At 70.8% G+C, this 12,227-nt stretch carries 10 protein-coding genes; 5 read left to right on the top strand and 5 right to left on the bottom strand.

Features of this window, described 5'->3' with window-relative positions:
• The first annotated feature begins 74 nt into the window (after positions 1 to 74).
• Positions 75 to 959, top strand: coding sequence for a glycosyltransferase (locus tag ACBJ59_RS45705; RefSeq protein WP_364127730.1), 885 nt, complete (start codon positions 75 to 77; stop codon positions 957 to 959).
• A gap of 42 nt (positions 960 to 1,001) precedes the next feature.
• On the opposite strand, the gene ACBJ59_RS45710 is transcribed toward ACBJ59_RS45705, so the two are convergent.
• Positions 1,002 to 1,715, bottom strand: a complete 714-nt coding sequence (locus ACBJ59_RS45710) for an acetoacetate decarboxylase family protein (protein WP_375116349.1) — start codon at positions 1,713 to 1,715, stop codon at positions 1,002 to 1,004.
• Positions 1,716 to 1,820: 105 nt separating this feature from the next.
• Here ACBJ59_RS45710 and ACBJ59_RS45715 point away from each other — a divergent pair, with 105 nt between their 5' ends.
• Positions 1,821 to 2,267, top strand: a complete 447-nt coding sequence (locus ACBJ59_RS45715) for an RNA polymerase sigma factor (protein WP_375116406.1) — start codon at positions 1,821 to 1,823, stop codon at positions 2,265 to 2,267.
• Positions 2,268 to 2,280: 13 nt separating this feature from the next.
• Positions 2,281 to 3,168, top strand: coding sequence for a hypothetical protein (locus ACBJ59_RS45720; protein ID WP_375116350.1), 888 nt, complete (start codon positions 2,281 to 2,283; stop codon positions 3,166 to 3,168).
• On the opposite strand, the gene ACBJ59_RS45725 is transcribed toward ACBJ59_RS45720, so the two are convergent.
• The 4 genes from ACBJ59_RS45725 to ACBJ59_RS45740 all read right to left on the bottom strand — a co-directional run bounded on the left by ACBJ59_RS45725 (position 3,165) and on the right by ACBJ59_RS45740 (position 8,972).
• Positions 3,165 to 4,127, bottom strand: coding sequence for a glycosyltransferase (locus ACBJ59_RS45725; protein WP_375116351.1), 963 nt, complete (start codon positions 4,125 to 4,127; stop codon positions 3,165 to 3,167). The genes ACBJ59_RS45720 and ACBJ59_RS45725 overlap by 4 nt on opposite strands.
• Before the next feature lie 56 nt (positions 4,128 to 4,183).
• Complete coding sequence (locus tag ACBJ59_RS45730) at positions 4,184 to 5,419, bottom strand: acyltransferase family protein (protein WP_375116352.1); 1,236 nt, start codon at positions 5,417 to 5,419, stop codon at positions 4,184 to 4,186.
• Between the two features lie 175 nt (positions 5,420 to 5,594).
• Positions 5,595 to 7,154 carry an LCP family protein gene (locus ACBJ59_RS45735; RefSeq protein ID WP_375116353.1) on the bottom strand — a complete coding sequence of 520 codons (1,560 nt, stop codon included), beginning with the start codon at positions 7,152 to 7,154 and terminating at the stop codon, positions 5,595 to 5,597.
• A gap of 216 nt (positions 7,155 to 7,370) precedes the next feature.
• Entirely contained in the window at positions 7,371 to 8,972 is a 1,602-nt protein-coding gene (locus ACBJ59_RS45740) for an ArnT family glycosyltransferase (RefSeq protein ID WP_375116354.1), read from the bottom strand.
• 107 nt (positions 8,973 to 9,079) lie between these two features.
• Here ACBJ59_RS45740 and ACBJ59_RS45745 point away from each other — a divergent pair, with 107 nt between their 5' ends.
• Together ACBJ59_RS45745 and ACBJ59_RS45750 are read left to right on the top strand one after the other, a co-directional pair.
• Positions 9,080 to 11,173 carry a hypothetical protein gene (locus ACBJ59_RS45745; RefSeq protein WP_375116355.1) on the top strand — a complete coding sequence of 698 codons (2,094 nt, stop codon included), beginning with the start codon at positions 9,080 to 9,082 and terminating at the stop codon, positions 11,171 to 11,173.
• A gap of 122 nt (positions 11,174 to 11,295) precedes the next feature.
• Positions 11,296 to 12,225, top strand: coding sequence for a glycosyltransferase family 2 protein (locus ACBJ59_RS45750; RefSeq protein WP_375116356.1), 930 nt, complete (start codon positions 11,296 to 11,298; stop codon positions 12,223 to 12,225).
• Positions 12,226 to 12,227: the final 2 nt, after the last annotated feature.

The following is a 12,227-nucleotide window of genomic DNA, read 5'->3' on the forward strand; positions in this document are numbered from 1 at the left end:
ATGCAGACCAGCAGACTCGGTGATCATGAAAGAATGCTCCGCCCGTGTTCTCAACGCGTCAGGACGATGATTCGTTGAAGATCTCGTGCGTCATCCTCACCATGGGCAACCGGGTCGCGGAGCTGAACCGGGCGGTCGAGTCAGCGCTCAACCAGGTCGACGGCGACGTCGAGGTGGTGATCGTAGGCAACGGCGCCGACGTGCCCGAGGTGTCGGCGACGCCACCCGAAGGGTCGGCCGCGGTCGTGAAAGCGATCCGGCTCGACCAGAACACGGGCATCCCCGCCGGCCGCAATCGCGGCGTCGAGGAGTGCTCGGGAGACGTCGTGCTCTTTCTCGACGACGACGGCTGGTATGCCAGCCAGAAGGTCGTCGCGCACGTACGCGACCGCTTCGCCACCGAGCCCGACCTCGCGGTGATCTCCTTCCGGGTCATGGACCCCGACGGGGGCATCGGTCAGCGGCGCCACGTGCCCCGCCTGCGCGCCGGCGACCCGCAGCGCTCCTCCCCGGTCACCACGTTCCTGGGCGGCGCCTCGGCGATCAGGCGCTCGGCGTTCCTCCAGGTGGGCGGGCTTCCGGAGAAGTTCTTCTACGCCCACGAGGAGACCGACCTGGCCTGGCGGCTGCTGGGCGAGGGCTACCGGATCGAATACGACGCCGAGACGGTGATGTACCACCCGCAGGTGCCGCCGACCCGCCACGCCGAGTTCTACCGGCTCAACGCCCGCAACCGGGTCTGGCTGGCCCGGCGCAACCTGCCGTGGCCGCTGGCGGCCCTCTACCTCACCAACTGGGTCGTGCTCACCCTGCTGCGCGAGCGCGGCTCGTCGGGCGCGCTCAAGGCGTGGTTCTCCGGCTTCCTCGAGGGCCTGCGCAGCCCGGCGGGCGAGCGTCGCCCCATGGCGTGGCGCACGGCCTGGCGGATGGTCAAGCTCGGCCGCCCGCCGATCGTCTGAGACCGCCGCGCCCGCCGATCGTCTGAGACCGCCGCCCCTGGGTCAGAGCCGGGCCGCCTCGCCGAAGGTCATCGCCGCGTGCGCGATCGTCGTGCTGAACATGGCCCGCTTGGGCAGCCCCAGCTCGCTCAGCTCCTTGGCGATGGGGTGGTTGCCCAGGCGGATCAGCGCGCCGCTGGGGCGGATCCTGGCGCCGCGCGCGCGTACGGACCAGGGGACCCGCCGGGTGACCCCGTCGCGGTGCGTGTAGGCGTCGAGGGGCGCCACCGCGGTGGCGCCCGGCACCGGCACGCCCGGCTTGATCAGCATGTCGAGCACGAGCCGGCCGTCCTTGCGCAGGACACACCTCTTGTACGGTGACGCCAGCCGCAGCTCGATGTCGGCCAGTTCCTTGGGGAACCCCCACAACGTCCGCCCCGCCTCCAGCGTGAACCGCTGGTCGACCGGCAGCCAGTGCACGAACACCCCGGCCTGCCGGAGGTCCGCCGCCCGCGTGGAGCCGGACGAGCCCGGAGGGCGCACCAGGAAGGCCATGCCGAACTCGTGGTAGGTGTCGAGGTCGCCGTCGCGGTAGTCCACGAACAGCAGCACGCAGACGGCCTTGCCGGGCAGGATTTCGGCCACGTCGAGACCGGAGTAGGCGATCACCGCCCGCGCGGCGTCGGCGCGCACGGGGTAGAGGGCGCTGCACACCTCGGCGTCCCGCACCCGCACGGGCATGCCCACCCTCCGGCCCTGGATCTGATGCGATGCCATGGGACAAGTACATCAACCGGCAAGCCGTGTGACCATTCCCGCCCCGGTTGCGTCTAGGTGTGATGTGACTTTCGGAAGAACTCGGGGGGCGTCATCATCGAGGAGCTGTATCGCGAGCACTGGCCGCTCGTGTGCGGGTTCCTCCTGCGCAGGACCCGTGACCCCCATCTCGCGGAGGACCTGGCCCAGGAGACGTTCGTCAAGGCGACCAGGGCCCTGCTCGGCTGGCGTGGCGAGAACCCGGCCGCGTGGCTGCTCACGATCGCGCGCAACGTCCTCGTCGACCACGTCCGCCGGACGCGCCGCGAGCTGCCCCTGCCCGACGCCGGCGAGCTGGGCGTGCCGCCGCTCCACGTGGCCGCACTCGACGTGCGCGATGCCCTCGACCGGCTCCCCGAGCAGCACCGCAGGCTGCTCAGGCTGGTCTACTTCGAGGGTTTCTCGCTGGTGGAGGTGGCCGCGATGACCGGCAGGAAGCACGCCTCGATCAAGACCGCCCTCTGGCGGGCCAGGAACGCCTTCGCCGACATCTACGGAGCTCCCCATGCCTGATGACTTTCCGGAAATGCCGGACTTTGATCCCAAGCTGACCAGGCGGGCGGTCCGCCGGGGCCTGCTCAGGACGACCACCAACGTCCTGGCGGTCCTGCTGGCGCTCGCGCTGGTGGCCACGGTCGGCTCGACCCTCGTCCAGGAGCGCGGCGACCGGGAGCGGCGCATGACGGACGTGCTCGGCACCGCCTTCAAGCTCTACAACCCGGCGTACGAGGTGACCGTGGGCGCCTGCTGCGAGACCACGCCGGTGTCGATGTCGTTCGAGGTGACCGCGTCCCCGCTGCGGGCCGTGGGTGGATTCTGGCCCGCCGGGGGCGACACGTACACGATCAGCCAGGACTTCTTCGGCCGCGTGGGCCACCTGCCGCTGGGCAGCACCGCCAACACCAGGCTCTCCTTCGCCCTGTACGACGTCGGCGGCGACCTGGCCGCCAAGGAGGAGGTCCGCAAGGTGCTGGCCAGGCTGCCGGACGGGCTCAACGCGCTGGCGGTGGTGGAGTTCGCGGCGCCGCTCAAGGAGAACGAGCTGAAGGCGTTCCTCGACCGGAACAAGTCGTGCGCCGACCGGGTCGTCTACGAGCGCAGGACGGGCTCGCTGCCCATCACCTGGGGTGAGATCACCTGGGATCGCGGTGAGTCCGCCGAGGGGAAGCAGGGGTGCGGGGTCGGCCTGGACAACTTCCGCTCCTGGGCCGGCCTGCTGCGCGAGCACGACGACGCGAATTTGCGCCGCTTCGATCTGACCCTGGCCCGGCTGCGCAAGGCGGCCGGCGACGGCCTCGCCTACGCCTACGTGGATCAGCTCGCCTCGGTCGAGGAACTGCGCGAGCTCATCGAGGACCCGCGCGTGCGCACGATCCGGTTGGCCGACGCCACCCTCGACCTCGATCGCCCCTAGACGGCCAGCGCGTGCGTGGCCAGGCCCGCCCACGACTCGGCGCGGCGCACGAAGGCCGCGGCGTGGTCCGGCCAGTGGTGGCGCAGACGCGCCTCCGCGTGCCCGAGCCCGCCCAGCTTCAGCCGCCGCACCGGGTCCTCCTTCAGGTCCAGTACGGCGTTCAGCACCGCGTCCACGTCGAGGGGCACCACGAGCCCGCACCCCGCCCCCTCGACCAGCGAGCCGCCCTGGGGAGTCGTGATCACCGGCAGCCCGCGGCCCATGTAGTCCATGATCTTCGTGGGCACCGTCCGCACCGTGTCATCGGCCAGCGACAGGCCGGCCAGCGCGCCCTCGGCCATGCGCAGGGCGTGCCGGTTGGGCACGTAGCCGAACCAGTCGAGCAGGCCCACCCGCTGCGCGTCCCGCAGCAGCGGGCGCACGTCGCGGGCCGCGGCGCCGATCAGGTCCAGCCTGATGCCGTGCGGGACCAGGCGCTCGGCCAGCCCGATCAGCTCCGTCACGCCGCGCTCGGCGGACAGGCGGCCGATGTGCACGACCCTGGTGTCGCCGGGAGGAGGCGGGCTGGACGACACCAGGGTCGCTTCCGGGACCACGGCGGGCGTGACCAGCTGGTGACGCCGCTCGGCCCGGGCGAGCTGCCTGGGGGTGACCTCTTCGCGTACGTCCCAGACGACCGGAGGGCGCCGGTAGGGCAGCGCGCGCAGCAATCGATGGTCGTGCACGATCAACAGGTCGGCGCCCCGCAGACCGCGTCTGAGCGCCGCGCGGGCCCTGCCGTAGGTGGCGTTGCGGGCCACGTCCACGGCGGCGAGCCCCATGGCGGGGGTCACGTTGAAGTAGGTGAACGGCGCGACGTAGGTCACCTCGTGGCCCGCGTCGAGCAGCGCCCGGATCTGCCTGTGCATGATCCGGGCGTCCTCGGGATGATGGACGGTGGTGGCGACACATGCGCGCATGTGTCGATGCTCCGCGCTTACCAGGTCAAAGGCGTTAATGCGGGTGGAACGGCTGCTTAACTTCGGGAGGGCCGGCGATAGAGCCAGACCAGGCGAGGCTCGAGCACCCACTTGAAGACCGTCCGGGTTTCGGGCAGGCACAGCACGATGGCCAGCGCGAAGCAGCTCGAACTGATCGCCAGCACGCCGAGCGGCCCGTGCAGCCACGGGAGCTCCAGCCAGCCCTGGTCCTTGGCGATCAGGACCGGGATGCCGTGCAGCAGGTAGCAGTAGAGCGTGCGGGTGCCCAGATCCGAATACCACGTCTCGCCTCTGGGGATCAGGGCCAGCACGGCGAAGCACATCGCCAGCGCGCACACCAGCAGCCCGGCGCGCACCCCCAGCCCCATCCACCAGGACATGTCGAGGTCCTGGAAGCTGTTCTTGTAGTAGAACGGGCCCAGCGGCGCCCTGGGCGCGATGTAGATGGCCACGGCCGCCGCGCCGAGGACCGTGATCACTGAGACGATCTTGATCCAGCGCCGGTTGAGCATCTCGAAGTGCTCGGGCTGCATCACCAGGCCGATCACGAAGAACGGCATGAGACCGAAGAAGCGGTCCATGCTGAAGTCGCCCTCGATCTGGGAGAACCCGGCGAACAGGTAGATCGCGATGGCCACCGGGACCGGATATTTCATCCGCTTCCACACCGGTGTGGACAACCGCCAGAACAGCAGCGCCAGGAGGTACCAGTTGAGCCACGCCGGATCGATGATCGTCAGGCTCCACTTCTGGCCCAGCCCGAAGCGGAGCGCGGCGTAGCCGACCTCGACGATGACGTAGGGCACCAGGAACGTGTCGACCAGCTTGTTGGTCTTGGCGTTGGAGTTCCAGAAATTCCTGGACAGGTAGCCGCTGATCAGCACGAACAGCGGCATGTGGAAGGTGTAGACGAAGATGTAGAGGGCCCTGGAGGAGTCGGCCGACAGCGTGGGCACCAGCGAGTGGCCGACCACCACGAGCGCGATCAGGACGAACTTGACGTTGTCGAGGTACGGGTCGCGCCTGCGCCGGGGCTGCTCCGGCTGCCGCTGCGGCTCGGGCCGCTCCTCGCGCCGCTCTCCGGACGCCGGGGCCTGGGCCACCGCCGTCTGGGGCCGGGCCTCCTCGCCGGGGGCCGCCCCGTGCGGATCGGTGGCCTCACTCCAGAAGGTCTCCTCCGGCAGCGGCCATCGGGCTCCCGTGTTGGCGGGCCCGTCCTCGTCCGGGCTTCGCGGGGTCGTGGCCGGTCGGGAGGATCTGGTGTCAGACACAGGGGGAAGTCGCTCAGCTTCGCTCGGGGCCCGGGAACACGGACGACAGCACGATCCGAAACCTTTCGGCTTCGTGTCGCGCCGCGTCGCCGACCCGCAACAGACTATCCCGCCCTCGCGGTCCTGTCTCTCGGAGAGGCCCAGAATGCCCGGTTACACAGGGAACTTGGAGCCTCTAGGTGCAGACGTTCTTCTGCTCGGACGCGGTGATCGTGCTGTTGTTGACGCTGTCGGGCAGCTTGGTGACCTTGACCGAGTCGAAGTCCTCGCCGACCACGAGCTGGATGATCGGCGTGCCCTTCGGCGCGGCTCCCGCCGTGGTGGCGGTCGTCGTGTACGGCTGCGCGTTCGTCGCCGGCACCTTGCCCGACGCCGCCTGCGGCTTGGGCAGGACCGAACCCCCCAGCGTGATGGCGTGGTCCGCGGCCGCCTCGATCGTCTTGGCGTAGTGGATCTCGCTCTTCGCCAGGCTCGCGCCGCCGGGCGCCTCGTAGTTGCCCAGCCCCACGATGTTGAAGCCCTGCTTGGCCAGCTCGTCGGCCACCTCGCGGGCCTTGCCGATGGTCTTGGTGCCGTTGAGCACCTGGACCCGTACCTGCTCCGGCTTGATGGTGACCTTGGGCTTGGCGCTGGCGCTCGGCTCCGGCGTCGTGACCTCGGTGTCGGTCTTGATCGAGGTGAACAACTCGGTGGCGTCGGGCTCCTTCCAGACCACCCGGTTGGGGTCGGCCGGATCGGGGCCCCACGGCACCGTGGTGAACTTGACGCCGTTGGCGGTCATCTCCTTGGCGCTCGTGGCGATCTGGATGAGCTGCTCGGTGTCGTTGGCCAGCTCGGGGTCCATGGTGACCGAGCTGGCCGCGGCCGCGATGAAGTCTCTGAGCCGGCCCACGTCGGTGAGCAGCTCGCTGCTGGTGGCCTTGGAGACGACCTTGCTCAGGAAGATCTGCTGGCGCTTGATGCGCTGGATGTCGCTGCCGTCGCCGTATTTGCGCAGGCGTACGTAGCCCAGCGCCTTCTCGCCGTTGAGCAGGCTCTTGCCGGGCGGCAGCACCAGCTTGGAGGCCTTGTCGTTGACGCCCGACTTCAGGCAGATCTCGATGCCGCCGAGCGCGTCCACGATGTTCTTGAAGCCGCTGAAGTCCACCTCGACGAAGTGGTTGACGCGGATGCCGGTGAGGGTCTCGATCGTGGAGATCGTGCAGGCGATGCCGCCGGAGTTGTACGCCGAGTTGATCATGTCCCGGCGCGGGGCCATCTCCTGCTTGGTGGCCTCGTTCTTGCACCTGGGGATCTGCACCATGGAGTCCCGCGGGAAGCTGATCAGGCGGGCCTTGTCCCGGTTGGGGGAGATGTGCATGAGGATGATGGTGTCGGTGCGCTTGCCGCCCGCGTCGGCCTGCCGGGCGAGCTGCTGGCCGTATCTGGCGTTGCCCTGGCCGGCACGCGTGTCGGAGCCGACGAGCAGCACGTTGAGCGCGCCCGTGTCCGGGGGACGCGGGTTGATGATGTCTTCCTTGACACTCTTCTCGTTGATGTTGCCGAAGGTGTCGCGGTAGATCGTGTAACCGGTCAGCGCGCCCGCCACCATCACCGTGGTGACGCCGATGCTGACCCAGGCCAGCACGCGCATCTTGGCCTGGCCGCCGCCCTGGCCGCCCGAGCGGTGACCGCGCGGGGGCCGGTCGTCGGGCGGCGGTGGCGGCGCGGCCGCGGCGGCCGCTCTGCGCGCCATCCTGCTGCCCGGCTGCGTGGGGGCCGCTCGGCGGTCCTGCAAAGAATCGACTACCGGCACGCTCCTGTAGTCACTCATACGCCCCCTAGCCTCACTCCTTGCGCCGCCGGCTTGGTCGCTCCGCGCCACGAGACTAGGTCACGTACGGCGTGCCTCGAGCCACGATCGTGGGGAACGGCCGTGACTTGGGCGTGATGTTTCCGCGGCACAGCATACTCAGAGCCGGACATTGGGTGGAATATCATCGCCAAACTCTTTCCTGCCTCCGGACTGTTCCCGCACGTCAGGCCTGATGCTCAGGGCCGCCGCCAAACAGGCCAGGGGTACGGCCGGCAACACGTACCGGTAGTCGAACTCGGCCGCCGCGGCCGGTGTGATCAGCAGCACAACGGCCGCTGACCAGGGCACCAGCCACTCCGGACCCGCCGCGAGGCGCCTTCCGCCGCGCCGGCGGGCGAACGCCGCCACCGGTGGCACGAGCAAGATCCCCAGGAGCACCGGGCCGGGCAGCCGCGCCATGCCCTGGTAGGCCCGCAGCCATCCGGCCTGAGGCTCGACGATCTCCGTGCCGATCGCACCCTGCTCGTAGAGCTTGGCATATTCGGCGCCCACCTGCGCGGGATAGCGCCCAGGTGGTCCGGGCTCCGTCACCGGGAACTGGTAGTAGGCGTAGACCTCGGGATCGGGATAGACGGGACGGCCCCAGGTGAACGTGCGCCCCAGCTCCGTCAGCACCGAGGCGGCGTAGTCGAGCGGCTGGCTGGTGATCGCCAGCGTCGCGAACCGGGCCGCCAGGTCGTCGTTCTCCTTCGAGAACGTGATGCCCGGCCGCAGCACCAGGGGGGAGTCCTTGGCCCAGATGTACTCCTGCGAGGGCGGGCGCCGCTCGGGCGGGCGCGGGTCGCACAGGATCCTCAGGTCGGGCGGTGGGTCCATCTCGGCGCAGTCGGCGAAGGACATCGTGCGCGCGTACAGGAAGACGCCGTTCGCGCCGACGATGCCGACGCGCTGGTAGGTGGCGTAGAACCAGGCGCCGTACGCGACGATCGGCACCAGCGCGGCGGCCAGCAGCACGCCGGCCGGCCTGATCCGCCCGCGCAGCACGAACCAGCCCGCCAGCACGACGATCAGCGGCTGGCCGACGGTCCTGGTGAGCGTGGCCGCCGCCAGCAGCAGTCCGATGGCCACGACCGTGGCGGGCCGCCGCGCCTGGCACAGCACCACGGCCGCCACGACCAGGAACATGAACAGCGTGTCGGAGACGAGCAGGTGCTCCAGCTCGACCTGGTAGGCGTCCAGCAGCACCGGCACCGTGGCCAGCGTCGCCACCCACCGGGGAGCCCTCCGCGCGGCCCGGTAGACCAGCACGCCGGTGGCCAGCCCCAGCAGGTGCTGCGCCGCCGTGACCGCGCCGAACGCGTGCAGGGGCTCCAGCAGCTTGAGGAACATCGAGTAGCCGGCCGGCCGCACGAGGTCGGGGCGGGGCCTGAAGACGGTGACGATGTAGGTGTAGGAGTCGGGGAACCAGAGGGCGGGCCGGTAGCCCAGCATGGCCAGGGCCCGCAGGACCGTGCCCAGGGCCAGGACGGCGAGGAACCACCTGTGCCGCCGCGCCCACGGCTTCGACCCTTGCGCCGCTCGCAGGGTGCGGCTCCTGAGCTCGCCCGCCATCCGCCGGGCCCACCGCTTCGGGTCGCGCGGCAGGCGGCGCCGGCCACGGCCGGGCCTGGCGGACTCCCCGGCGCGAGCCTCCGACATCACCCGCACGTCCTCCCGCTTCTCCGGCACCTCGCGTACGCTACCCGCGATCGCCCGCACCCCGTGCCTCCACCGCCGGAGCCGCCCGGCTTCCCGCGGCTGGGGACACGCGTGCCCGGCCCCGGCCGGGACGGGGCGGGCGCGACGTTGGATACGCTCGCTGACCGATGGAACTCGATCGACCCGGCCGGGTGCTCGCCGCGCTGTCCGTGTTGCCCGCCCTGGCCGTGGCGGGCTGGTTGCTCGCGGGCCTGCCGCTGCTGCTGCTCGGCCGGTTCGAGCCGGTGCTCGCCGCGCTGCTGGGGGTGCCCGCCGCCGCCCTGCTGTGCTGGGCCGGGACGAGAGGGCTGGGCGCCGCGACGGCCGGGGGCACCACGCAGAAGGGCGTGGAGAACGCCACGGAGACCGTGGTCAGCCCCGTGATGGGCCGGGGCGAGCTGCGGAGCTTCTGGGGGGTGCTGGCCTGGGCGTGGCCGGTGGCCGGGGTCGTGGTGGTGGCCGTGGCGTCCGGGGTGTTCAACGCGGTCATGCACAGCGAGCAGGTCGCCGTCCGGCGCGACCCGGCGACCTACGCCCAGTACGCCGCCTGGATCGCGGGCCACGGCTCCCTGCCCGTCCCCGCCCAGGCCGAGGCGTTCGGCGGGGCCGATCCGAAGCTGATGTTCGAGAGCGTCGGGTTCTACGCCGTGGACGGGGCCGTGGTGCCGCAGTTCATGCCGGGGCCGCCGATGTTGTTCGCGATCGGCAACTGGCTGGGCGCGCCGTTCGTGATGCCCGCCGTGCTGGGGGCGCTGGCCGTGCTCACGCTGGCCGGGGTGGTGGCACGGCTGACCGGGACGCGGTGGGCGGTGGTGGCGGCGGTGGCCTTCGCCGTGAGCCTGCCCGTCCTCTACACCTCGCGCACCACGTTCAGCGAGATCCCGTCGCTGATCCTGCTGTTCGGCGGGCTGGCGCTGGCATGCGACGCGCTCGCCCGGCCGGCGTGGGGGCGGGGGCTGCTGGCGGGGCTGGTCGCCGGGCTGGCGGTGCTGGTCAGGGTGGACGGGCTGCGTGACGTGCTGCCGGTGCTGGCGTTCGCGGGGCTGCTGCTCGCGATGCGGCGGTTCGGCAGGCCGCAGGGGGTGCTGGGGCTGCCGATGCTGGCCGGGCTGGTGGCCGGGGGCGGGATCGGGATGCTGGCCGCGTACCTGCTGGCCCGGCCGTACCTGACCTATCTGTCCGGGTCGGTCCGGCCGCTGCTGCTCATCTGCGCCGCCGTCCTCGTGCTCATCCTCGCCGGTACGGCCGCCGCCCCCGCCCTGGCCCGGATCCGGCTGCCGGGATGGGCCCCGGCGGCGGGGGCGGGCCTGGTCGTGCTGCTGATGGCGGCCCTGTACGCCCGCCCGTGGCTGCAGACCGTCACCCGCGTGCCCGCCAACCCGGACGACCGGCGCACGTACGAGATGATCGTGCAGATCCAGCGCGCCAACGGCATGCCCGTCGACGGCCACCGGCTCTACTTCGAGGACTCCCTGCACTGGGTGGTCTGGTACGTCGGCGCCCCCACCGTCGTGCTGGCCACGCTCGCCGCCGCCCTGCTCGTCCGCAGGCTGCTGCGCGACGGCACGCCCCTCGTGTGGCTGCTGCCCCTCGCGGTCGTGGGCTGGACGACCGTCACGACGCTGCTGCGCCCCGAGATCACCCCCGACCACCCGTGGGCCGCCCGCCGCCTGGTCCCCATCGTGATCCCCGGGATGATCCTGCTCGCCGCGTACGCCCTGTCCCGGCTGCGGAACCTCTTCGAGCGGCACGGGCCGCGCGTGCACCGGTGGGGGACGGCCCTGGCCGTCGTGCTGGTGCTCGTGCCGCCGGCCGTGACCTCGATCGGGACGGCGTTCACGCCGGTCGAGCGGGGCGAGGCGGCGGCGGTCGAGGCGATGTGCGCCAGGATCCCGGCCGACGCCTCGGTGCTGCTCGTGGAGCGGGTCACCGGCGAGCGGTTCACCCAGGTCGTACGCGGCATGTGCGGCCGGCCGGCGGCCCGGGTGGCCCGTACGGACTCGGACCTGGCGCCCGACGCCGAGATCCGCCGCCAGATCGAGCGCGTGCGCGCGGCCGGCCGCGTACCCGTCGTGCTGGGCGCCGAGGAGGCGCAGGTCGCGCTCTACGGGCCGCCGTCGCGGATCCTGGCACTGGTCACCCGGCAGGACGAGCGTTCCCTCCTCGACGCCCCCAACGGCACGTGGACCCTGGAGATGGAGGTGTGGATGGCGGTCGCCTGACCGGTTCGGCCGATCAGCGTGACCGGATGGGTCAGACTGGTGGGTGGGAGTGCTCGAATCGGGAGCTCCCACTGGTGGGATGTGGACCCGGCCTCCGGCTGGGCAGAGTAACCTCGACCCCCGTGAGCACGCTTGAGACCCCCAAGAGTGGAACTGCCGTGGAAGAAGCGCCGTACGTCACGATCGTCCTGCCCTGCTACAACGAGCAGGATCATGTCATCGACGAGGTGGAGCGCATCACCAAGGCGATGGACTCGAGCGGCTACACCTACGAGCTCGTCGCCGTCGACGACTGCTCGACCGACGCGACCCTGGCCAAGCTGCAGGAGGCCGCGCCCCACTATCCCCACCTGCGCATCCGCGCCTTCCACCGCAACGGCGGCTCCGGCACCGTGCGGCGGATCGGCTCGCAGGAGGCCAAGGGCGAGATCGTCGTCTGGACCGACGCCGACATGTCCTACGCCAACGAGCGCATCCCCGAGCTGGTGCAGATCCTGGAGAAGGACGCCACCATCGACCAGGTGGTCGGGGCGCGCACCAGCGAGGAGGGCTCGCACAAGCTGCTGCGCGTGCCCGCCAAGTGGGTGATCCGCAAGGTGGCCGAGATGCTGGCCGGGCAGAAGATCCCCGACCTCAACTCGGGCCTGCGGGCCTTCCGCAAGTCGGTGGCCCGGCCCTACCTGCGGCTGCTGCCCCCCGGGTTCTCGTGCGTCACGACGATCACGCTGTCGTTCCTCATGAACCAGCACGACATCTACTACCTGCCGACCGATTACGCCAAGCGGGCCGGCAAGTCGAAGTTCAGCTTCGTCTCCGACGCCTACCGCTACATCCTGCAGGTCCTGCGGATGATCATGTACTTCAACCCGCTCAAGGTGCTCATGCCGCCCGCGCTCTGGCTGGTGGCCATCGGGTTCGTGAAGGGCGTCTGGGACATGATCCAGCACCCGTTCTACTTCCCGGCCAACACCGTCATGATCTTCCTGTCCGGGATGCTGATCGGATCGGTGGCGCTGCTCGCCGACCTGATCGTGCGCTCGCGGGGAGAGTGACG

It is taken from the genome of Nonomuraea sp. MTCD27, assembly GCF_041950495.1.
Taxonomy (GTDB): Bacteria; Actinomycetota; Actinomycetes; order Streptosporangiales; family Streptosporangiaceae; genus Nonomuraea.